Annotated in this window: 19 protein-coding genes; 8 read left to right on the top strand and 11 right to left on the bottom strand. The window is 69.3% G+C overall.

What is annotated here, in order from left to right; genetic code table 11:
• Positions 1–77 precede the first annotated feature (77 nt).
• The 6 genes from M5C96_RS07890 to M5C96_RS07865 form a co-directional block, all read right to left on the bottom strand.
• Entirely contained in the window at positions 78–1,868 is a 1,791-nt protein-coding gene (locus M5C96_RS07890) for an acyl-CoA dehydrogenase (RefSeq protein WP_272568350.1), read from the bottom strand.
• A gap of 79 nt (positions 1,869–1,947) precedes the next feature.
• On the bottom strand, positions 1,948–2,880 hold the full coding sequence (locus M5C96_RS07885; RefSeq protein WP_272568348.1) for an electron transfer flavoprotein subunit alpha/FixB family protein: 933 nt from the start codon (positions 2,878–2,880) through the stop codon (positions 1,948–1,950).
• 2 nt (positions 2,881–2,882) lie between these two features.
• Positions 2,883–3,632, bottom strand: a complete 750-nt coding sequence (locus M5C96_RS07880) for an electron transfer flavoprotein subunit beta/FixA family protein (protein ID WP_272568347.1) — start codon at positions 3,630–3,632, stop codon at positions 2,883–2,885.
• 140 nt (positions 3,633–3,772) lie between these two features.
• Positions 3,773–5,095, bottom strand: coding sequence for a mechanosensitive ion channel family protein (locus M5C96_RS07875; protein WP_272568344.1), 1,323 nt, complete (start codon positions 5,093–5,095; stop codon positions 3,773–3,775).
• A 110-nt stretch (positions 5,096–5,205) separates the two neighbouring features.
• Positions 5,206–6,006 (bottom strand): enoyl-CoA hydratase, encoded by an 801-nt coding sequence (locus M5C96_RS07870; RefSeq protein ID WP_272568342.1) that lies wholly within the window; start codon positions 6,004–6,006, stop codon positions 5,206–5,208.
• A gap of 25 nt (positions 6,007–6,031) precedes the next feature.
• Positions 6,032–6,991 (bottom strand): histone deacetylase family protein, encoded by a 960-nt coding sequence (locus M5C96_RS07865; protein WP_272552001.1) that lies wholly within the window; start codon positions 6,989–6,991, stop codon positions 6,032–6,034.
• 37 nt (positions 6,992–7,028) lie between these two features.
• On the opposite strand from M5C96_RS07865, the gene M5C96_RS07860 reads away from it, so the two are divergent.
• From M5C96_RS07860 to M5C96_RS07840, 5 genes are all read left to right on the top strand, one after another.
• Complete coding sequence (locus tag M5C96_RS07860; RefSeq protein WP_272568340.1) at positions 7,029–7,949, top strand: AAA family ATPase; 921 nt, start codon at positions 7,029–7,031, stop codon at positions 7,947–7,949.
• Positions 7,950–8,020: 71 nt separating this feature from the next.
• On the top strand, positions 8,021–9,061 hold the full coding sequence (locus M5C96_RS07855) for a DUF58 domain-containing protein (RefSeq protein ID WP_272568339.1): 1,041 nt from the start codon (positions 8,021–8,023) through the stop codon (positions 9,059–9,061).
• A 129-nt stretch (positions 9,062–9,190) separates the two neighbouring features.
• Positions 9,191–11,239, top strand: coding sequence for a transglutaminase TgpA family protein (locus M5C96_RS07850; protein ID WP_272568338.1), 2,049 nt, complete (start codon positions 9,191–9,193; stop codon positions 11,237–11,239).
• A gap of 7 nt (positions 11,240–11,246) precedes the next feature.
• Entirely contained in the window at positions 11,247–12,329 is a 1,083-nt protein-coding gene (gene mltB / locus M5C96_RS07845; protein WP_272568337.1) for a lytic murein transglycosylase B, read from the top strand.
• Between the two features lie 59 nt (positions 12,330–12,388).
• Positions 12,389–12,994 (top strand): histidine phosphatase family protein, encoded by a 606-nt coding sequence (locus M5C96_RS07840; RefSeq protein WP_272568336.1) that lies wholly within the window; start codon positions 12,389–12,391, stop codon positions 12,992–12,994.
• A 13-nt stretch (positions 12,995–13,007) separates the two neighbouring features.
• On the opposite strand, the gene M5C96_RS07835 is transcribed toward M5C96_RS07840, so the two are convergent.
• Positions 13,008–14,378 (bottom strand): branched-chain amino acid ABC transporter substrate-binding protein, encoded by a 1,371-nt coding sequence (locus tag M5C96_RS07835; RefSeq protein WP_272568335.1) that lies wholly within the window; start codon positions 14,376–14,378, stop codon positions 13,008–13,010.
• A gap of 219 nt (positions 14,379–14,597) precedes the next feature.
• Positions 14,598–15,407, bottom strand: coding sequence for a DUF2242 domain-containing protein (locus M5C96_RS07830; protein ID WP_272568333.1), 810 nt, complete (start codon positions 15,405–15,407; stop codon positions 14,598–14,600).
• Positions 15,408–15,754: 347 nt separating this feature from the next.
• Between M5C96_RS07830 and M5C96_RS07825 the strand changes: the two genes are divergently transcribed.
• The gene (locus M5C96_RS07825; protein WP_272568332.1) at positions 15,755–16,132 is read left to right on the top strand and encodes an Hsp20/alpha crystallin family protein; all 378 of its coding nucleotides are present in this window, start codon (positions 15,755–15,757) and stop codon (positions 16,130–16,132) included.
• A 129-nt stretch (positions 16,133–16,261) separates the two neighbouring features.
• On the opposite strand, the gene M5C96_RS07820 is transcribed toward M5C96_RS07825, so the two are convergent.
• Entirely contained in the window at positions 16,262–17,245 is a 984-nt protein-coding gene (locus M5C96_RS07820) for a GlxA family transcriptional regulator (protein WP_272568331.1), read from the bottom strand.
• 114 nt (positions 17,246–17,359) lie between these two features.
• On the opposite strand from M5C96_RS07820, the gene M5C96_RS07815 reads away from it, so the two are divergent.
• Together M5C96_RS07815 and M5C96_RS07810 are read left to right on the top strand one after the other, a co-directional pair.
• On the top strand, positions 17,360–17,686 hold the full coding sequence (locus M5C96_RS07815) for a DUF3817 domain-containing protein (RefSeq protein WP_336297886.1): 327 nt from the start codon (positions 17,360–17,362) through the stop codon (positions 17,684–17,686).
• Complete coding sequence (locus tag M5C96_RS07810) at positions 17,683–18,108, top strand: CopD family protein (RefSeq protein WP_272568330.1); 426 nt, start codon at positions 17,683–17,685, stop codon at positions 18,106–18,108. Before M5C96_RS07815 ends, M5C96_RS07810 begins: the two co-directional genes overlap by 4 nt.
• 176 nt (positions 18,109–18,284) lie before the next feature.
• Here M5C96_RS07810 and tsaD read toward each other — a convergent pair whose 3' ends face one another.
• Together tsaD and M5C96_RS07800 are read right to left on the bottom strand one after the other, a co-directional pair.
• On the bottom strand, positions 18,285–19,325 hold the full coding sequence (tsaD, locus tag M5C96_RS07805; RefSeq protein ID WP_272568329.1) for a tRNA (adenosine(37)-N6)-threonylcarbamoyltransferase complex transferase subunit TsaD: 1,041 nt from the start codon (positions 19,323–19,325) through the stop codon (positions 18,285–18,287).
• 91 nt (positions 19,326–19,416) lie between these two features.
• Positions 19,417–20,568, bottom strand: a complete 1,152-nt coding sequence (locus M5C96_RS07800; protein WP_272568328.1) for a branched-chain amino acid ABC transporter substrate-binding protein — start codon at positions 20,566–20,568, stop codon at positions 19,417–19,419.
• Positions 20,569–20,695 lie beyond the last annotated feature (127 nt).

The following is a 20,695-nucleotide window of genomic DNA, read 5'->3' as shown; positions in this document are numbered from 1 at the left end:
CAAAAACGGCCCTAGACCATATGGATCTACGGCATATTGCTATAAATTAAATAGCAATCGAAGCACTTTGGAAGGGATCAGAAAGCCTCGGGTGCCAGCGCGGTGACGCTGTCGGCGCCCTCCACGATGGCATCGCGCAGGCCGCCGGCCTTGACCAGGATGTGGTCCGCGTAGAACTGCGCGGTGGCGATCTTGGCGCGCAGGAAGGCTTCGTCCCGTCCCTCGGGCAACAGCCGCTCGGCCGCCAGCAGCGCGCGGCCCATCTGCCAGCCCGCCACCAGGTTGCCGGCCAGCATCAGGTACGGCACGCTGCCCGCGTAGGCGGCATTGGGCCGGGCCTTGGCGCTGGCGGCGATGAAATCCACCACCTCCAGGAACGCCGCGCGGGCCTGGGACAGGCGACGGGCCACCGCGCGGGCCGCGGGCGTGCCGCTGGCATCCAGTTCGCCCTCGGTCGCCTGGATCTGCGCGGCGATGGCCTTGGCCGTCTGGCCGCCGTCGCGCGCCGTCTTGCGGCCCACGAGGTCGTTGGCCTGGATGGCGGTGGTGCCTTCGTAGATGGTGAGGATCTTGGCGTCGCGGTAATGCTGCGCGGCGCCGGTCTCCTCGATGAAGCCCATGCCGCCGTGCACCTGCACGCCCAGGCTGGTGACCTCCAGGCTCATTTCGGTGCTGTAGCCCTTGACCAGCGGCACCATGAATTCGTAGAACGCCGTGTTCTGCCGGCGCGTCTCGGCATCGGGATGGTGGTGCGAGGCGTCGTAGGCGGCCGCGGCCACGGTGGCAATGGCGCGGCAGCCCTCGGTACAGGCGCGCATTGTCATGAGCATGCGGCGCACGTCGGGGTGGTGGATGATGGTGGCGCTGGCCTTCACGCTGCCATCCACGGGCCGGCTCTGCACGCGGTCCTTCGCATAGGCCACGGCCTGCTGGTAGGCGCGCTCGGCCACCGCGATGCCCTGCACGCCCACGGCATAGCGGGCCGCGTTCATCATGATGAACATGTATTCGAGGCCGCGGTTTTCCTCGCCCACGAGATAGCCCACGGCGCCTCCGTGGTCGCCGAACTGCAGCACGGCGGTGGGCGATGCCTTGATGCCCAGCTTGTGCTCGATGGACACGCAATGCGCGTCGTTGCGCGCGCCCAGGCTGCCGTCGGCGTTCACCAAGAACTTCGGCACTACGAAGAGGCTGATGCCCTTCACGCCCTCGGGCGCGCCCTGCACGCGCGCCAGCACGAGGTGCACGATGTTGGCGGCCATGTCGTGTTCGCCGTAGGTGATGAAGATCTTGGTGCCGAACACCTTGTAGGTGCCGTCCCCCTGGGGTTCGGCGCGCGTGCGCACCAGTGCCAGGTCCGAGCCGGCCTGGGGCTCGGTGAGGTTCATGGTGCCGGTCCACTCGCCGGTCACCAGCTTTTCGAGGTAGGTGGCCTTGAGGGCGTCGCTGCCGGCCGTCAGCAGCGCCTCGATGGCGCCGTCGGTCAGCAGCGGGCACAGAGCGAAGCTCAGGTTGGCGCTGTTGCACATCTCGATGCACGCGGCGCCGATGGTCTTGGGCAGCCCCTGGCCGCCGAAGTCGGCCGGGTGCTGCAGGCCCTGCCAGCCGCCCTCGGCGTACTGGCGAAAGGCCTCCTTGAACCCCGGCGTGGTCGTGACCACCCCGTCCTTCCAGGACGACGGGTTGCGGTCCCCTGCGACGTTCAATGGCGCCACCACGCCCTCGTTGAAGCGGGCGCATTCCTGCAGCACCGCCTGGGCGGTGTCGAGGCCGGCATCCTCGAAGCCGGGCAGCTGCGCCACCTGCTCGATGTTCGCAAGGTGCTCGATCGCGAACAGCATGTCCTTGACGGGGGCGGTGTAACTCATGGAAGAAGTCTCCGGGGGCGAAAAAGGTCGGAAAAAAAGGCATCGCAAGCGATGCCTTCCAGAGAGCGCGGCCGCGCGGTCAGAGCGCCTTGACCAGTTCCGGCACGGCCGTGAACAGGTCGGCCTCCAGGCCGTAGTCGGCCACGCTGAAGATCGGCGCCTCGGGGTCCTTGTTGATCGCCACGATCACCTTGGAGTCCTTCATGCCCGCCAGATGCTGGATCGCGCCCGAGATGCCGGCCGCGATGTACAGCTGCGGCGCCACGATCTTGCCCGTCTGGCCCACCTGCAGGTCGTTGGGTGCGTAGCCCGCATCCACCGCGGCGCGGCTGGCGCCGATGGCCGCGCCCAGCTTGTCGGCCAGGGGCGTCATGACTTCGGTGAACTTCTCGCTGCTGCCCAGCGCGCGGCCGCCCGATACGATGATCTTGGCGGCGGTGAGTTCGGGACGGTCGCTCTTGGTCACTTCGCGGCCCACGAAGCTGCTCTTGCCGGAATCGGCAGCGGCATCCTGTTTCTCGACGGCGGCGGACCCACCGGTGGCGGCTGCGGCATCGAAACCGGTGGTGCGCACGGTGATGACCTTGGTCGCATCGCCGCTCTGCACCGTGGCGATGGCGTTGCCGGCGTAGATGGGACGCTCAAAGGTGTCGGGGCTGTCCACCTTGGTGATGTCGCTGATCTGGGCGACGTCGAGCTTGGCGGCCACGCGGGGAGCCACGTTCTTGCCGCCGGCGGTGGCGGGGAACAGAATGTGGCTGTAGCTGGCGGCGATGGCGAGCACCTGCGCGGCGACGTTCTCGGCCAGGCCGTCCTTGAGGCTCGCGCCATCGGCCAGGATGACCTTGCTGACGCCGGCGATCTGCGCGGCGGCCTGGGCGGCGGCATCGGCGCCGTTGCCCGCCACCAGCACGTGCACGTCGCCACCGCAGGCCACGGCGGCCGTCACGGTGTTCAGGGTGGAGGGCTTGATGCTGGCGTTGTCGTGTTCAGCAATTACGAGGGCTGTCATGTTCAGATCACCTTTGCTTCGTTCTTGAGCTTGTCCACCAGGGCGGCCACGTCGGGCACCTTGATGCCGGCGCCGCGCTTCGGCGGTTCGGAGACCTTCAGGGTCTTCAGGCGGGGCTTCACGTCCACACCGAGGTCTTCGGGCTTGACGGTATCGAGCTGCTTTTTCTTGGCCTTCATGATGTTGGGCAAGGTGACGTAGCGCGGCTCGTTCAGGCGCAGGTCGGTGGTGACCACGGCCGGCAGCGTGAGGGAGATGGTCTCCAGACCGCCATCGACTTCGCGTGTGACGTTGACCTTGTCGCCGCTCACTTCCACCTTGGAGGCGAAGGTGGCCTGCGGCAGGTCGGCGAGCGCGGCGAGCATCTGCCCGGTCTGGTTGGCATCGTCGTCGATGGCCTGCTTGCCCAGGATGATGAGTTGGGGCTGCTCCTTGTCCACCAGCGCCTTCAGGATCTTGGCCACGGCCAGGGGCTGCAGCTCTTCGGTGGTCTCCACCAGGATGGCACGGTCGGCACCGATGGCCATGGCGGTGCGCAGCGTTTCCTGGCACTGCGCGACGCCGCAGGAGACGGCGATGACTTCGGTCACCACGCCCTTTTCCTTCAGGCGCACGGCCTCCTCGACGGCGATTTCGTCAAAGGGGTTCATGCTCATCTTCACGTTCGCGATGTCCACACCCGTGTTGTCCGACTTCACTCGGACCTTCACGTTGTAGTCCACCACGCGCTTGACAGGGACCAAAACCTTCATTGCTGCGGCTCCTAGAGTTGTTGATTAATTGACGTTTACGTAAACCGAAACATTCTATTCCGCACCCCTGGCGCATACCCCTGCGCGAGGCAGTGGGATGGCGCCCATCCACAAAAAGAACGATCGTGCTTTTTTGAGAATTATAGGCCAGCGGCGCCGGCCTCCGGGCGCTGCGGTGCGGGCACTGGCACTTCGGCGACAGCGCCGGCCGATGCCGGGGGCACGGCGTCGCCCCGGATCTGCACCACCCGCTGCGGGTAGGGAATGTCGATGCCCGCCCCGCGAAGCCCGTCCAGGATGGCGATGTTGATGGCCGAGCGCAGGTTGACCGAGCCGGCGGAGGGATCGCTGATCCAGAAGTTCAGGCTGAACTCCAGCCCGTCGGGCGCGAAGTTGACCAGGTAGGCCACGGGCTGCGGCTCTTTCAGCACGCGCGCCTGCGCGGCGGCGGCCTCGCACAGGATCTGCTGCACCTGCGCCACCTCGCTGTCGTAGCCGACGACGATGTTGGTGGTGACGTTGAACTTGCGATCGGCGTCGGAGAGGTTCTCCACCCGCTGGGTGATGAGGGTTTCGTTCGGCACGATGGACTCGCGGCCGTTGCCCGCGCGGATGAGGGTGTAGCGCGTCTTGATGTCGGTGATGCGGCCCTCGAAGCCATCGACCCGCACGTTGTCGCCGATGCGCAGCGAGCGCTCCAGCAGGATGACGAAGCCGCTCACGTAGTTGGAGGCGAGCTTTTGCAGCCCGAACCCCAGGCCCACGCCCACCGCGCCGCCCAGCACCGACAGCGCGGTCAGGTCCACGCCCACGGCCGACAGGGCGAACAGCATGCCGATCATCAGCAGCACCGCGCGCGTGGCGTTCACCGCCACCTTGCGCATGGACAGGTCGTTGACGGCATTGCTCAGCACGCGGCGCTCGAACGTGGACGACACCCACAGCGCCAGCACCATCACCAGCCCCGCCGACAGCACGCCCTGCAGCAGCATGAGCAAGCTGACCTGCGACTTGCCGAAGCTGATGTTGATGTCGGCCAGTTCCTGGCGCACCAGCGGCAGCAGCCCCACGATCCACAGCACGGCCACGCCCCAGGCCACCCACGAGACGATGCGCTCGACCAGCCGCATGGCCGCCGAGCGCGGGAACGCGGCGGTCAGCACCCGCGCGAAGAAGCGGATCAGCACCAGCGAGGTCAGCACCGGCACCGCCACGCGCAGCAGGAACACCGGCTGGTAATGCTCCACGCCCACGCGCGCCGCGTACACCAGCGCCAGCGAGAGCAACGGGAACATCAGCCCATCGACGGTGCGCCGCCCGAACCACACCGAATCGGCCGGCTGCTGGCGCCCCACCGCGCGGCTGGCCAGGTAGGCCAGGGCGATGCAGGCCGCGAGCACGGCGATCTCCAGCCAGGTGCTGGAGTTGTTGAAGTCGCGCGACAGGGTGTCGAAGATTTCCATCGGCAGTCAGAAGAAGCAGCAGAAGCAGAAGAAGGCGCCACCCGCGGCGGCGCCGGGATGGAAAGAGAGGCAGGGATCGAGAACCGGGGACGGCGGCATGGCCAGCGGGCTCAGCGCGCCGGCTTCCAGGCCGGCGTGCGTTTTTCGGCGAAGGCGCGCGCGCCCTCCTGCGCCGCCGCGTCCATCATGTTGGTGGCCATGGCCTGGCCCGCGAGCTGGTAGGCCGCCTCCACGCCCAGTTCGCGCTGCTGGTAGACCAGGGCCTTGCCCATGGCGACCGCGGCGCGGGGCTTTTCCACGATGGACTGCACGAGCCGTTCGACCTCGGCATCGAGTTGCGCCTGCGGCACCACGCGGTTCACCAGCCCTTGCGCCTGCGCGGTGCGCGCATCGATGAAGTCGCCCGTCAGCAGCATTTCCATGGCGCGCTTGAGCGGCACGTTGCGCAGCAGCGGCACGCTGGGCGTGGCGCAGAACAGGCCGTAGTGGATGCCACTGGTGGCGAACGTGGCGTTGTCCGCCGCCACCGCCAGGTCGCACTGCGCCACCAGCTGGCAGCCGGCCGCCGTGGCCATGCCCTGCACGCGGGCGATCACCGGCACGGGCAGCTGCTGGATGGCGAGCATCATGCGGCTGCACTGGGCGAAGAGCTTCTGGTACCAGGCCTTGTCGGGGTGGGCGGCCATGTCCTTCAGGTTGTGGCCGGCGCAAAAGGCCTTGCCACTGGCGGCCAGCACCACCACCCGCGCGGTGTCGTCGCGGGCCACGTCGGCCAGCGCCTGCTGCAGCGCGGCGAGCATGCCGTCGCCCAGCGCGTTGAAGCGCGCGGGGTCGTCCAGCGTGAGAGTGACGACGCCGCGCGCATCGCGCGAAACGGCCAGGGGGTTCAGTGGGGCGGAAGGGGTCGTCATGCGATGGGGCGGCTGAGGCAGAAGGTCAGAGGTCGGCCAGCACGCGCACGTGGGCTTCCACGCTGCGCGCCAGGGCGTCCATCATGTAGCCGCCCTCCAGGCACGAGACGATGCGGCCCTTGGAATGGCGGCGGGCCACGTCCTTCACGCGCTGGGTGATCCAGGTGTAGTCCTGCTCGGTCAGGCCGAGCTGGCCCATGTCGTCCTCGCGGTGGCCGTCGAAGCCGGCACTCACGAAGATCATCTCGGGCTTGAAGGCCTCCAGCCGCGGAATCCACAGCATCTCGATCAGTTCGCGGATGTCCATGCCGCGCGTGTAGGCGGCCACGGGCACGTTGAGCATGTTGGGCGCCGGATCGCGGTCGCCGCTGTAGGGATAGAACGGATGCTGGAAGATGCCCACCATCAGCACGCGGTCGTCGCCGGCCAGGATGTCCTCGGTGCCGTTGCCGTGGTGCACGTCGAAATCCACCACCGCCACGCGGCGCAGGCCGTGGCGCTTGAGCGCGTAGCGCGCGGCGATGGCCACGTTGTTGAAGAAGCAAAACCCCATGGCCTTGTCGCGCGTGGCGTGGTGGCCCGGCGGGCGCACGCAGCAGAAGGCGTTCTCCAGTTCGCCCGCCATCACCGCATCGGTGGCGGCCAGGGCCGCGCCGGCGGCGCGCAGCGCGGCGTTCCAGGTGTGGGTGTTGATGGAGGTGTCGGGGTCGATCTGCGCATGCGCCGGGCCGCCGGCGAGCAGCTCTTCGGCCAGGCGCTCGGACATGCCGCGCAGGGCGTCCACATGGCGGCGGTCGTGCGCCAGCTCGATGTCGGCCAGCGACGCCTCGGGGGCCTGGATGCGTTCCAGCGCGTCGGCCACGCCGGTGGCGAGCAGTCGGTCCTCGATGGCATCCAGCCGCGCCGGGCATTCGGGATGCCCCGGGCCCATCTCGTGCTTCCAGCATTCGCGATGGGTGAAATAGCCTGTCATGCCCACAGTCATTCCCGTAGCCTCGTTCTTTTTCGGATAACGTCGCACCATGCAAGCACAGCACAAAATCAAGTCGCTTCTGGACCAGCTTAACACGGTGATCGTGGGCAAAAGCGCCCAGGTCCAGGACTGCGTGGCCTGCCTTCTGGCCGGCGGCCACCTGCTGATCGAGGACGTTCCCGGCGTCGGCAAGACCACGCTGGCCCACGCGCTGGCGCGCACCTTCGGGCTGCAGTTCTCGCGCGTGCAGTTCACCGCCGACCTGATGCCGAGCGACCTCACCGGCGTCTCGGTGTACGAGCGCGGCAAGGAGTCGTTCGTGTTCCACCCAGGCCCCGTGTTCGCGCAGGTGCTGCTGGCCGACGAGATCAACCGCGCCAGCCCCAAGACCCAGAGCGCCCTGCTCGAAGCCATGGAAGAAAAGCAGGTCTCGGTGGAGGGCGAAACCCGCGCCCTGCCCCATCCGTTCTTCGTGATCGCCACGCAGAACCCGCACGATCAGTTGGGCACCTTCGCGCTGCCCGAATCGCAGCTTGACCGTTTTCTGATGCGCATCTCCATCGGCTACCCGGACCGCGCGGCTGAACGCCTGCTGCTGGCCGGGGCCGACCGGCGCGACATGGTGGACAGCATGCTGCCCCTGCTCTCGGGCGACGAGCTGGCCCAGCTGCAGCAGCAGGTGCTGGCCGTGCACACGGCCGACCCGCTCTTGAACTACGTGCAGGACCTGATGGCCGCCACCCGCTCGGGCCGGTGGTTCCTGCAGGGCCTGTCGCCCCGCGCCGGCATCGCGCTGGTGCGCGCGGCCAAGGCGCAGGCGCTGATCTCGGGGCGCGACTACGTGGCCCCGGACGACGTGCAGGCCGTGCTGCCCCAGACCGTCGCCCACCGCCTGGTACCCGTGGGCGATGCCGGGCGCGGCGCCGTGGAGCAGGTGCGGGCCATGGTGGATGCCGTGCCGCTGCCCTGAATCCGCCCTCCGCCGCCGGCCCCCCCCCATAGAACCCCCTGCTCCCCCGATCCCAACCACACCGCCCCGCCATGCCGGCCGCCGCCCCGCCCCCGCTCACCCCGCCGCTGCCGCCGCACGCCCCGCGCGCGACCCTCTGGCCGCTGTCCGCCCTGCAGCGGCGCTGGCAGCGCTGGTGGCAGTCGCGCATCAAGCGCACCGACACCGTCACGCTCACCCAGCGCAATGTGTACATCCTGCCCACGGGCGCGGGCTGGATGCTGGCGCTCACGCTGCTGGTGCTGCTGGTGGCGTCCATCAACTTCCAGCTCAACCTGGGCTACCTGCTCACCTTCCTGCTGGCCGGCAGCGCGGTGGTGGGCATCCACATCTGCCACGGCACGCTGCGCGGCCTCACCCTGCACCTGGTGGCGCCGGAGCCGCAGTTCCTGGGCACCAGCACCGCGCTGGAGGTGAAGCTGAGCCACACGCGGCGCACCGCGCGCCACGGCATCGCGGTGGCGGTGCACGGCGCGGGCACGGACACCAAATGGGTCTGGACCGACGTGCCCGCCGAAGGCTCGGCCAGCGTGCAGGTGGCCTACCAGCCGCTGCGGCGCGGGCTGCACGACGCGCCCACGCTCACGGCCGAGACACGTTTTCCGCTGGGCACCTTCCGTGTCTGGACCCTCTGGCGGCCCGCGGCGCAGGTGCTGGTGTATCCCCAGCCCGAGGTGCCGCCCCCACCGCTGCCCGCGGGCGAGCCGCGCTCGGGCGGCGCGGGCAGCACGCCCACGCAGGGCATCGGCGAGTTCGACGGCGTGCGGGCCTACCGCCGTGGCGACCCGCTCAAGCTGGTGGTCTGGAAGAAGGCCGCCAAGTCGCTGGCCACCGGCACCGACGACCTGGTGAGCCGCGACGCCCAGCAGGCCCAGCGGCAGGAGCTATGGCTTGACCCGGCCGTCACCGGCCTGAGCGACCCCGAAGCGCGCCTGTCGCGCCTGGCCGCCTGGGTGCTGCAGGCCGACCGGCTGGGCGTGGAATACGGGCTGCGCCTGCCCGGCGGCGAGATCGCCCAGGACAGCGGCGCCGCCCACCGCCGCCGTTGCCTGGAGGCGCTGGCCCTGTGCTGAGCACCGCCCACCTTTCATGATCAAAATGCCATCCAGCGCAATCAACACTAGGGCATATCGCTACAAAAATAGTAGCAATTCCTTGCCGATGCCGTCCGGCCGCCTGCCGGTGGCGCGGAGCGCCCGCCCATGAGCCTGCGCCAGACGCTCGCCACCCTGCCGCGCGACACCCGCGACACCCTGTTCCTCATCGTCGTCATCGCCTGGGTGATCGCGCCGCAGACCGCCAACCTGCCCGTGTGGACCACGGCGCTCGCCGCCCTGGTGCTGGCGTGGCGCGGCTGGCTGGCGCTGGAAGGCCGGCCGCTGCCGGGCCGCTGGGCCACCGGCGGGCTGCTGGTGGTGTCGGTGGCGCTCACGCTGGCGTCGCACCGCACGATCGTGGGGCGCGATGCGGGCGTCACGCTCATCGTGATGCTGCTGGCGCTCAAGACGCTGGAGCTGCGCGCGCGGCGCGACGCCATGGTCATCTTCTTCCTGGGCTTCTTCACGATGCTCAGCAACTTCTTCTTCTCGCAGTCGCTGCTCACGGCGACCGCCATGCTGGTCGCGCTGCTGGGGCTGCTCACCGCCCTGGTCAACGCCCACATGCCCGTCGGCCGCCCGCCGCTGGCGCAATCCATGCGCACGGCCGGCAAGATGGCGCTGCTGGGCGCGCCCATCATGCTGGCGCTGTTCCTGCTGTTCCCGCGCATGGCGCCCCTGTGGGGCATGCCCAACGACAACCCCTCGGGCCGCAGCGGGCTGTCGGGCGAGATGGAGATCGGCAACGTCGCCTCGCTGGCGCTGGACGACAGCGTGGCGATGCGCGTGCAGTTCGACACGCCGGGCGGCGAGGCGCCGCCGCAGAGCCAGCTTTACTTTCGCGGCCCGGTGCTCACCGCCTTCAACGGCCGGCAGTGGTTCGCCCTCGGGCAGTCCGGCGCGCCGTCCTCGGCCTTTCGCCCGCCCGCGCCCGCGCGGCTGCAGACCGAGGGCGAGCCCCTGCGCTACGCCGTCACGCTGGAGCCGCTGCGGCGCCCCTGGCTGCTCACCCTGGACGTGGCCCGCGACCGGCCCGAGCTGCCCGAGGGCCTGTCGGCCTTCATGACGCAGGAACTGCAGTGGGTGGTCAACCGGCCGGTCAACGAGGTCATGCGCTACCGCGCCGAAAGCTATCCCCGCTTCACCCACGGCCCGGCGCAGCGCACCGGGCAGATGCGCTCCTACGTGGAGCTGCCCGACGGCTTCGACCCGCGCACCCGCGCCCTGGCGCAGGAGATGCTGGCCGACCCGCGCCTGGCCGCCGGCGGGCCGCCCGCCCTGATCGACGCCGCCCTCGCCCGGCTGCGCACCGGCGGCTACAACTACACGCTGGAGCCCGGCGTGTACGGCCAGCACACGGCCGACGCCTTCTGGTTCGACATCAAGGAAGGCTTTTGCGAACACATTGCCTCGGCGTTCGTCGTGCTGATGCGGGCGATGGACATTCCCGCGCGCATCGTCACCGGCTACCAGGGCGGCGAACGCAACGGGGTCGACGGCTACTGGACCGTGCGCCAGAGCGATGCACACGCCTGGGCCGAGGTCTGGCTCGAAGGCCGCGGCTGGGTGAGCGTGGACCCGACCGGCGCCGTCTCGCCCGGCCGCATCGGCGCCTTCCAGCGCCTGCAGGCCCCGCGCGGCGTGTTCGGCAACGCCATGGACACCATGATCAGCCCCGGCATGGTGCAGCAGATGCGCGCCGTGTGGGAGGCCGTCAACAACGGCTGGAACCAGTGGGTGCTCAACTACACCCAGGGCCGCCAGCTCGACATGCTGAAAGCCCTGGGCATCGAATCGCCCAGCTGGGAAGACCTGGCCCGGGCCCTGGGCGGGCTGGCCGCGCTGGCCGCGCTCGTGGGCGCCGGCTGGACGCTGTGGGAACGCAGCCAGCACGACCCCTGGCTGCGCCTGCTGGCCCATGCCCGCGACCGGCTCGCCCGCGCCGGCCTGCCCTTGCCCGCCACCCTGCCGCCGCGCGCCATGGCCGAGCGGGCCCGGGCGCAGTTCGGCGACGCCGCCAGCGCACCCATCGCCGACTGGCTGCTGCGCCTGGAACACACCCGCTACGCCCCCGAACCGGCCACCGCCCTGGCCGACCTGCGGCGCGACCTGCGCCGCCTGCCCTGGCCGGCGCGCCAGCCGCCGACCCCTTGACCGCCCCATGCCCTCCTTCGCCTTCCTTCGCCACGCCCTGCTGCTGATCGCCGCCGCCCTCCTGTCCCCGGGTGCCATCGCCCAAAAGCCCGTCAAGAAAAACCCGCCCCGGGCCCCGGCCGCGGCCCCGCAGCCGGCGATCTTCTACGACCAGCGCGCGGACGCCATGCAGTTCGCCGACGACATCGCCGCGCGCCGCGACCTGGACCGCGAATGGGTGCGCCAGGCCATCGGCCAGGCGCGCTTTTTGAGCCAGGTGCCGCGCCTCATGCTGCCGCCGCCGGCCGGCACGCCCAAGAACTGGCGCGTGTACCGCAGCCGCTTCGTCGAGCCCGTGCGCATCCGCGCGGGCGTGCGCTTCTGGCACGACAACGCCGACACCCTGGCCCGCGCGGAGCGCGAATACGGCGTGCCGGCGGAAATGATCGTCGGCATCATCGGCGTGGAAACCATCTACGGCCAGCAGATGGGCAACTTCCGCGTCATCGACGCGCTGGCCACCCTGTCGTTCGACTTTCCCATGGCCCACCCGCGCGCGGCCGAGCGCGTGGCGTTCTTCCGGGGCGAGCTGGAGCAGTTCCTGAGCCTCATGCAGCGCACCAACGCCGACCCGCTGGAGCCGCGCGGCAGCTACGCCGGCGCCATGGGCCTGGGCCAGTTCATGCCCTCCAGCTGGGCGCGATACGCGGTGGACTTCGACGGCGACGGCCGCATCGACCTCTTCAACAGCCCCGCCGACGCCATCGGCTCGGTCGCCAACTACTTCAAGGGCCACGGCTGGACCACCGGCATGCCCACGCACTACGCGGTCGAGTTCGACCCGGCGCGGCTGCGCCTCGAAGACCTGCTGGCCCCCGACATCCTGCCCACCTTCACCGTCGCCCGCATGGCCGAACTGGGCGCACTGGTGCAGGGCGACGGCGCCACCCACCGCGGCCCACTGGCCCTGGTGGAACTGCAGAACGGCGTGGCATCGCCCGTCTTCTACGCGGGCACCGAGAACTTCTATGCGGTCACGCGCTACAACTGGTCGAGCTATTACGCCATGGCCGTGATCGAGCTGGGGCGCGAGGTGAACGCGGCGCGGTAGCAAAACCCGGCGGAACAAAAAAGCGAGCGTTCCCCGCTTCGGGGCCCACAATGGACCGCATGCAACGCCGTCAATTCCTGCGCCTGGGATCGGCCGCCAGCCTGGCTGGCGCCCTGTCCTCCACCGCCGCCGCCTCCTACGCCGCCACCGAGCCGGGCACCGTGCTGCTGATGCGGCATGCGCAGACCGACCCCGGCACGGGCGATCCACCCGGCTTCGCCCTGGGCCAATGCAGCACGCAACGCAACCTCAGCGCCGAAGGGCGCGCGCAGGCCCAGCGCATCGGGGCACTGCTGAAGCAGCAAGGCCTGGCGCCCCAGCGGGTGCGCTCCAGCGCCTGGTGCCGATGCCAGGACACCGCCATGCTGGCCTTCGGCCAGATGGAGCCTTGGGAAGCGTTGAATTCGTTCTTCGAGGGGGGCGACACGCAAGGCGCGCAGACCGCGGCGCTGCGAAAAGCGCTGGCGGCAGTGCCTGCGGGTCAGGTCGAGGTGTGGGTGACGCACCAGGTCAACATCACGGCGTTGACGGGGATCTACCCGGCGTCGGGCGAGGTGCTGGTGTTGCGGCGGGGGATGGGGTGTGGATGGAGCGCCGATGGTGCTGCGGCGGATCAAGGGCTAGCGGCCCACCCAACCCCGCGATCCAGCCTCGGGCCGCCCTGATCCCCGCAGGGAATCACGGCCGCACCATCTTGCAGCTCTGCGGCTGCTCCGCCTTCTCCGCGGCGATCTGGCGCACCACGCGAAACCCATAGCCCGAACCCTCCACATCGAACGGCACGCCGGGCGCGCCCTGCCGGTCCATCACGCCCACGGCCAGGGGCTGCTGGAACTGGTGGTCGGCCGCGCGCATGGTGCCGGCCTGGCCGTTCAGCTGCACCTTCGCGGTTTCCATGGCGCGGGCGACGGCGGTGGCGTCGGTGCTGCCGGCGCGTTCGATGGACTGGGCGAGGGTCTCCACCATGAGCTGCATGCGCATGTGCACGTAGTCGTCGGCGGGCTGCGGAAAGCGCTGGCGGAAGGAGCGGTAGAAGGCCTCGCTCTGCGCGCCCGGCACGTTGGGCAGCCAGTCGGCCACGGCCACGACCTTGCCCACGCCGGCATCGCCGAGCGCGGCGGGCGCGCCCAGGGCGTTGCCGTAGAAGGTGTAGAACATGCCGTCGTAGCCGACCTCGCGCGCGGCCTTGACGAGCAGGGTGAGGTCGTTGCCCCAGTTGCCTGTGACGACAGCCTGGGCGCCGCTGGCCTTGATCTTGACGGCGTAGGGGGCGAAGTCCTTCACCCGGCCGACGGGGTGCAGCTCGTCGCCCACCACGGCGACGTCGGGGCGCTGGGCAGCCAGCTGCTTCCTGGCCTCGCGCAGCACGGCCTGGCCGAAGCTGTAGTCCTGCCCGATGAGGTACACGCTTTTCAGGGCCTTGTCCTCGCGGATCACGTCCATGAGCGCGGCCATGCGCATGTCGGCGTGGGCGTCGAAGCGAAAGTGCCAGAAACTGCACTTTTCGTTGGTGAGGATGGGATCGACGGCCGAGTAGTTGAGGAACAGCACGCGCTTGCCCGGCTCGCGCTCGTTGTGCTTGTTGATGGCCTCGATCAGGACCGCGGCGGTGGCCGACGAGTTGCCCTGCAGGATGACGCGCGCGCCGTCGTCGATGGCCGCGCGCAGGGCGGACAGGGCCTCTTCGTTCTGGCCCTTGCTGTCGTAGCGCTCGATCACCAGGGGCCGGGCACCGCCGGCCGCGGTGGGCAGGCGCACGCCACCGCGCGCGTTCACGCGCTCGGTGGCCCACAGCACGTTGCGGAACACCGCCTCGCCGGTGTTGGCGAAGGGGCCGGACATGCTTTCGATGAGCGCGACCTGGATCGGCGCGCCGGTGGCTGCGGCTGCCTTGCGCGGTGCGCTGGCGGACGTGGCCTGGGCCGCCGCAGCGGCGGCCGGGGCGGCCTGCGCGGTGCTGGCCGCGATGAAAGCCAGGGGAGCGAGCGTGGCGGCGGCCACGGCCAGGGCGCGCGCGCGGCGCGCGGCGAGCGGGAAGGAATGGGTCATGCGAGCGGTCCTGTGGGCCGCGCTGCCGGCAGGGCAGCCGCCCGGGATGGGAAAGGCGCGCAGTGTATCGGAGCGGCCGGGCGCGGATGGCGCCCGGCGCTGCGCGATCACCGCCGCCCGTCCTTCAGGCCGCCCGCCCGGCCCGGCCCGCGAAACGGCATCGCACGGGGCCCCGTTGGCATCGCGTGGCAGGCACCGCGCTCCCGGCGGTGCCGGCGTTCAGTTCGCCGGCGTGGAGGCCGGTGCCGAAGCGGGCGCCGCAGCCGGTTCGGCCGCTGGCGTTTCCACCCCCGCGTTCGCGGCGGGCGGCATCGGAAAGCCGGTGACGGCCGGCTGGCGGGGAACCGGCGTGGGGATGGTGACGGGCATGGGCAGGATCTCGTGCACCTCGCCGGATTCGCGGGCCTCCTTCTTCGCGGTTTCGTTGGCGACGGTGGGCGGCACGGCGGGCGATGCCTGCCCCACCTGCTCGCGCGCGGCGGGCACGAAGCGGTCGAACAGCTGGAAGAAGCGGTCGTAGAAGCGCGGGTCGGTCACGGTTTCGCTGCCCACCTTCACGAGCGTGTCGTCGCTGGCGGAAAACGGCAGCGACACCGAGCCCAGCGCGCCCACGCCGAGCGAGGCGGAGTTGTTGATCTTCTTGATGACGTAGCGGTCCTGCAGGGCGCTGGCGAAGGCGGCGGTGCGGGTCTTGTCACCGCCCTCGGTGGCGCAGACGACGCGCATCTCGACCTCGTAATGGATGTCGCTGGACGGCTGGAAGTACTTGCGCCCGGCCACCACTTCGGCGCTGGCGGTGCTCACCAGGTAGCCCTGGCTCAGGAGGGCGCGGCGGGCGCCTTCGCACACGCGCGCCTGCGGTGCATTGATGTGGCGGGTGTGCATGCTGGCGCTGTCGAAGTCGTCCGGGTCGAAGCGCGGCGTGCGGTCCAGGCCGGGGACCGAGCTGGAAGCGCAACCGGCCAGGGTGGCGACGAGCGCGGCGGACAGCGCGAGCACCCGGACGGTGCGGGAATGGCGCGAAGGCATGGGGCTTGAAGGTGATGGACGAAGAGTAGGCATGGCGATTCCCTGATCAGCGTGCATTGTGAAGGCTGCGAAAGACGCGTCCGGACAAAGGGATGTAACCCCGCGCAACCGGCGCGGGGGCGGCTGCACATGGGATGCGCCAGCGCCGCGCGGGTTCCGGCAGCGCAACCCGTGCGCGGCGGCCCCTTGTAAAAACGGCAGGCATCCCCAGGCCGATTCCATGCGCGTGCAGCGCCGATTCGCGTGATCAAAAAGCCCTTGAAATGCAGCGCGCCACACACATTTGTGGACCATGCGGCGAACGACCCGGGAGCCGCGAAGACACTGTTTTTTCCAGGAGTTTTTCCATGATTTTCGCCCCCGTGATCCGCCGCGCCGCTTTCAACGCCCCCCGCTCCGCCGACGTGGCCCTGCAGCGCTTTTTGAACCATACCCTGTCGGCCCCGGCGGCTGCCGGCTACACCGTGCAGCAGGACGAAAAGACCGTGACCCTGCAGATGGATCTGCCAGGTCTCTCACGCGACCAGTTGCAACTGACCATCGACGGCAACCAGGTGCGCCTGGCCAGCGTGGAGGGTGCGCCGCGCCAGGTGCAGCGCGCCTGGGAACTGCCCGCGGACATCGACGTCGCCGCGAGTTCGGCCAAGCTCGAAAACGGCGTGCTGACGCTGGTGCTGGGCAAGGTGGTGCCGGAAAGCCGCGCCACGCAATTGACCATCGCCTGACGCCGGCCCGCCGAGGCAGGCAGAACGCGAAGCGCCCTGGCCGAAACGCCAGGGCGCTTTTTCGTGCCCCCCCCCCCCGCGTCTCCACGAAAAAACCGATGCTTCACGGCTGAGCGGGCTGCGAACGGGCTAATCGCCCGTACCGATGCGCCGGCCGAAACTCTTGCGGTAGTGGCTTGGACTCACGCCGACGATCCGCTGGAACTGCAGCCTGAAGTTCGCGGCAGAACCCAGGCCCACCTGGCTGACAATTTGCTCCACCGAGAGACGGCTGCGTTCCAGCAGTTCTTGCGCCCTCTGCACGCGCATCCGGGACAGCCACTGCGCGGGCGACTCTCCGAACTGCTCACTGAACCGCCTGTGCAGCGTCCGGGTGCTGCTGCACGCCTGCTGGGCCAGGGACGTGAGGGTCATTGGCCGATGAAGGTTTGCCAGGGCCCAACGGACCAGGGGCTGCAGGCTTTTGTCGGTGGCCTGTGCCGGCGGTGGAATGAACTGCGCTTGCCCCCCTTCGCGCTGCAACGGCACCACGGACAGCCGAGCCACGTGCGCAGCGACGGCGGCGCCAAAGTCTGCACGGATCATGTGCAGACAGAGGTCCAGGCCCGCAGCGGCCCCTGCAGAGGTGAGTATCTGTCCGTTGTCGACGAACAGCACCGACGGATCGACGTCGATCGCGGGATACCGGTGGGCCAGTGCCGGTGCGGCCACCCAATGGGTGGTCGCCCGCAGCCCATCCAGCAAACCCGCTTCCGCGAGAACGAAGGCGCCGGAGCAGATGGAAGCGATGCGAGCGCCTCTCTGGGACGCCCGGCGCAGCGCTTGCGAGGCGGCAAGAGACAGGGGTGGCGAAGGCAGCAGGATGCCCGGCACGATGATGGTGTCAGCCGTCTCGAGCGGTTCCAGGCCGTGCCTGATGCGTATGGCGAAGGGGCCTGCATCGAGTTCCTGCTGCTCCGCGCATACCGCGATCTGGTAGCAGGGCGCGCCAGAAGCATTCGTCGCAAATCGAAAGGACTCGCAGGCGGTCGCCAGATCGAACGACAAGACGCCCGGAAGCGCGAGACATGCAATGCGATGGGGTCTTTGAAGCGGAGGTCTCGTTGAGGTCATGCGGGAGGGGGCACCAGAGCCGTGCAGCGCAATCCGGGGGCGCTGTCTCAAAACCATCGAATACTGGCATTCTTGCCACTGTCCCAGTGTAGGGGTTCCAGCAAGAATGGGGCAATGACGCATCACGATCCAGCCCCTGGCTCTTCTGCCCGCCCGGATGGGCCCGCTCACGGTTTCGCAGCGCTGCGCACCTGGTGCGTCCTGGAAGCGACAACGTTGTTGGCACTGCTTTTTGTCGCGGTGCCGTTGAAGCACCTGGGGGGCTTTCCAATGGCCGTCTCAGTGATGGGGCCGATACACGGGTTGGCGTTCCTGGCGCTGGGATGGGCGGTGGTGCGAACAGTGGCAGGCGGAGGCCTTTCAAAGCAGGCCGCGGGGAAGCTGATGCTCGCTGCCTGCCTGCCCTTTGGAGGGCTTTACAGCCGGTGGGTTCTTCGATGACGTACCTGTGGATCAAAGGCCTGCACGTCGGCGCGGCCCTCATCTTCGTGGGAGGCCTGCTGCTACTTTCCGTGGTGGCATCGCGATGGCCAGCGGCCGGCAGCGTGCTTCTGCCGCATGAAAAGCGCCTGGGTATGGCGGTGCTTCAATGGGACCGGCGCGTCACCACGCCGTCCATGGCGCTGGTGTGGGTGCTGGGCCTCGGCCTCGCGGCAGGGGGTGGCTGGATCGGACAAGCCTGGCTCTTCGGCAAGATGGCGCTGGTCATCGCCCTTTCAGCGATTCACGGGGTGCTGTCGGCAACGCTTCGCCGGCGCCTGCAAAGCGACACCGGGCCCCAGCCGTCGCTGTTTCGACACGGGCCCACGGCAGTCGCCGCGCTTTCAGCGGCCATCGCCGTGCTGGTGACGGTGAAGCCGTAGCCGGGGTTCGCTCGCCCGGTGGCAGAGCGTCCCCGCGCCTGCTCGCGGGCTGCGGCCAGCGGCGCAGCCGCTTCGAGCGACAACGGTGCATCTAGCTGGCAATGCGTCAGTTCGCCGGCGCCATCGTCTGCCAGCGGTTGCTCTGCGGTCTGGCCGCCAGTTTCGGCCGCCGCTCCTTATTGCAGCGTATCGAGCGGCCAGCGCGGCTTGACGTCGAAGGCGTAGTCGCGGTTGGCCTGCTGGCGGCCGGCCTGCAGGCGCATGGCGGCGGCCATGGCGATCATGGCGCCGTTGTCGGTGCACAGGTGCAGCTCGGGGTAGTGCACGCGCACCTGGGTGCGGGCGCAGATGGCGTTGAGCTGCTCGCGCAGGTGCCGGTTGGCGCCCACGCCGCCCGCCACCACCACGCGGCGCAACCCGGTCTGCTGCAGCGCCGTGGCGGTCTTGCGCACCAGCACGTCCACGATGGCGGCCTGCGTGCTGGCGGCCAGGTCGGCCTTGCGCGCTTCGAGGTCGTCGCCCAGCTTCTTGGCCTGGGTGAGCACGGCGGTCTTGAGGCCGGCGAACGAGAAATCGAGATTGCCGCTGTGCAGCAGCGGGCGCGGCAGCTTGAAGGCGGCCGGGTCGCCCTGCTCGGCCAGCCGCGACAGCGCGGGCCCGCCGGGGTAGCCCAGGCCCATCAGCTTGGCGGATTTGTCGAAGGCCTCGCCGGCGGCGTCGTCGATGGTCTCGCCCAGCATTTCGTAGCGGCCCACGCCGTCCACGCGCATCAGCTGCGTGTGGCCGCCCGAGACCAGCAGCGCGATGAAGGGAAATTCCGGCGGGTCCGCGCTGAGGAACGGCGACAGCAGGTGCCCTTCGAGGTGATGCACGCCCAGCACGGGCTTGTCGAGTGCAGCGCCCAGGGCGCAGGCCACGCCGGCGCCCACGAGCAGCGCGCCGGCCAGTCCCGGGCCGCGCGTGTAGGCCACCACATCCACGTCGGCCAGGCGCCGGCCGGATTCGGCGAGCACGGTTTCGGTCAGGGGCAGCACGCGGCGGATGTGGTCGCGGCTGGCCAGCTCGGGCACCACGCCACCATAGGCCTGGTGCATTTCGATCTGGCTGTGCAGGGCATGGGCGAGCAGCGTGGGCACGCCGTCGCCGGTGGGCGACTGCACCAGCGCCACACCGGTTTCGTCGCAGGAGGATTCGATTCCGAGGATCAACAGACTCATGCGCCCGAGTGTAGGACCTGGGGCCTGCCCCTCCCCTCCCCGTGGACTGGCGAGGCCCCGGACGCCATGGTGGCGCCGGGCGGCGGTCCGCTCACCAGCGGTCGGAGCGCATGCGCAGTTCCCAGTTGCCGGCGCGCAGGCTGTACACGCCCACGGCGCCGTAGCGCTGTTCGCCCTTGTCGTCCCAGGTCATCGTGCCGGTGACGGGCGCGTAGCCGTTGATGGCGCGCAGGGCCTTGGTGATCTCCTTCGGATCGGCGGACTTGGCCTGCTTGATGGCGGCCGACAGCACGTAGGTGGCGTCGTAGCTGTAGTGGCCGCCGTAGGCGGGCGGCTTCTTGAACGCGGTGTTGTAGCGGTCCAGGAACTGGCGGCCGGTGATGAACTCGCGCACCTCCAGCACGGGCGAGGTGGCATAGATGGCCGTGACCATCCCCATGCCCTTGACCATGTCGGCGGTCTTGATGGTGTCGCTGCCCAGCACGGACAGCTGGGTGTAGTTGATCTTCTGCAGCGCCTGCAGCAGCGCCAGCACCTGGAAGTCGTTGAGCGTGGTGACGATCACGCCCACCTTCGCCGTCTGGATGCGGCGGGCCACCTCGTCGAAATCCGTGGTCTTGTCGTCGAACGACTGGCGCACGGTGACCTCCTTCTTCTCCGTCGCCAGCTGCTTGGCCGCGCCATCGGCCAGGTCCTTGCCGTAGGGCGTGCCGTCGTCCAGCACTGCGTAGCTGGCGGTGCTGAGCTGCGTGGCCGCGAACGAGCCCATGGCGCGGGCCTGCAGGTTGTCATTGGCCACCAGGCGCAAGGTGGTCTGCAGGCCCAGTTCGGTGAAGCGCGGGTTGGTGGAGATGGCCAGCTGCGCGATGCCCTTTTCGGCATAGATGGGCGCCGCCGCGATGCTGACGCCCGAATTGAGGTTGCCGATGACCGCCACCACGCCGGACTCCACCAGCTGCTGCGCGGCTTTCTTGCCGGAGTCGGCGTCGGCCCGGTCGTCCTGCGCGACCACTTCCAGGGTGACGGTCTTGCCATCGACCGTGAAGCCGGACTTGTTGAGCTCCTGCACCGCCAGCGTCACGCCGTTGAGCATGTCCTGCCCCACCTCGCCTTGCGGACCCGACAGCGGCTGGGCCACGCCGATCTTTATGGTGTCCGGCACCTTGCTGCACCCTGCCCCCAACGTGGCGGCCAGCGCCGCGATCGCCAGCAGCGCGGCACGTCTGCTTCCTTGTGTGCTCATAGACCCAGCTCCAATCCATTCAGTGGTTTACATGTATCCGGATGTATATAAGACCGAAGGGTCTTACGCTATCGGGTAACCCCTGCTCCATAGCAAGTTACATTCATTAGCAATTTCCATCCCAGGC

This window comes from Acidovorax sp. GBBC 1281 (assembly GCF_028473645.1).
In the GTDB taxonomy this organism is placed as follows: domain Bacteria; phylum Pseudomonadota; class Gammaproteobacteria; order Burkholderiales; family Burkholderiaceae_C; genus Paracidovorax.
Note: the sequence above shows the minus strand (reverse complement) of the source record. Positions and strands in the feature narration are given on the sequence as shown.

Excerpts from the sequence above, each read along its gene's own strand:
- M5C96_RS07860 (WP_272568340.1), top strand. The coding sequence starts at position 7,029 with ATGCAAGCACAGCACAAAATCAAGTCGCTTCTGGACCAGCTTAACACG.
- M5C96_RS07865 (WP_272552001.1), bottom strand. The coding sequence starts at position 6,991 with ATGACTGTGGGCATGACAGGCTATTTCACCCATCGCGAATGCTGGAAG.
- M5C96_RS07880 (WP_272568347.1), bottom strand. The coding sequence starts at position 3,632 with ATGAAGGTTTTGGTCCCTGTCAAGCGCGTGGTGGACTACAACGTGAAG.
- M5C96_RS07850 (WP_272568338.1), top strand. The coding sequence starts at position 9,191 with ATGAGCCTGCGCCAGACGCTCGCCACCCTGCCGCGCGACACCCGCGAC.
- M5C96_RS07835 (WP_272568335.1), bottom strand. The coding sequence starts at position 14,378 with ATGACCCATTCCTTCCCGCTCGCCGCGCGCCGCGCGCGCGCCCTGGCC.
- M5C96_RS07800 (WP_272568328.1), bottom strand. The coding sequence starts at position 20,568 with ATGAGCACACAAGGAAGCAGACGTGCCGCGCTGCTGGCGATCGCGGCG.
- M5C96_RS07890 (WP_272568350.1), bottom strand. The coding sequence starts at position 1,868 with ATGAGTTACACCGCCCCCGTCAAGGACATGCTGTTCGCGATCGAGCAC.
- tsaD (WP_272568329.1), bottom strand. The coding sequence starts at position 19,325 with ATGAGTCTGTTGATCCTCGGAATCGAATCCTCCTGCGACGAAACCGGT.
- mltB (WP_272568337.1), top strand. The coding sequence starts at position 11,247 with ATGCCCTCCTTCGCCTTCCTTCGCCACGCCCTGCTGCTGATCGCCGCC.
- M5C96_RS07855 (WP_272568339.1), top strand. The coding sequence starts at position 8,021 with ATGCCGGCCGCCGCCCCGCCCCCGCTCACCCCGCCGCTGCCGCCGCAC.
- M5C96_RS07825 (WP_272568332.1), top strand. The coding sequence starts at position 15,755 with ATGATTTTCGCCCCCGTGATCCGCCGCGCCGCTTTCAACGCCCCCCGC.
- M5C96_RS07830 (WP_272568333.1), bottom strand. The coding sequence starts at position 15,407 with ATGCCTTCGCGCCATTCCCGCACCGTCCGGGTGCTCGCGCTGTCCGCC.
- M5C96_RS07885 (WP_272568348.1), bottom strand. The coding sequence starts at position 2,880 with ATGACAGCCCTCGTAATTGCTGAACACGACAACGCCAGCATCAAGCCC.
- M5C96_RS07815 (WP_336297886.1), top strand. The coding sequence starts at position 17,360 with ATGACGCATCACGATCCAGCCCCTGGCTCTTCTGCCCGCCCGGATGGG.
- M5C96_RS07870 (WP_272568342.1), bottom strand. The coding sequence starts at position 6,006 with ATGACGACCCCTTCCGCCCCACTGAACCCCCTGGCCGTTTCGCGCGAT.
- M5C96_RS07820 (WP_272568331.1), bottom strand. The coding sequence starts at position 17,245 with ATGACCTCAACGAGACCTCCGCTTCAAAGACCCCATCGCATTGCATGT.
- M5C96_RS07875 (WP_272568344.1), bottom strand. The coding sequence starts at position 5,095 with ATGGAAATCTTCGACACCCTGTCGCGCGACTTCAACAACTCCAGCACC.
- M5C96_RS07840 (WP_272568336.1), top strand. The coding sequence starts at position 12,389 with ATGCAACGCCGTCAATTCCTGCGCCTGGGATCGGCCGCCAGCCTGGCT.
- M5C96_RS07810 (WP_272568330.1), top strand. The coding sequence starts at position 17,683 with ATGACGTACCTGTGGATCAAAGGCCTGCACGTCGGCGCGGCCCTCATC.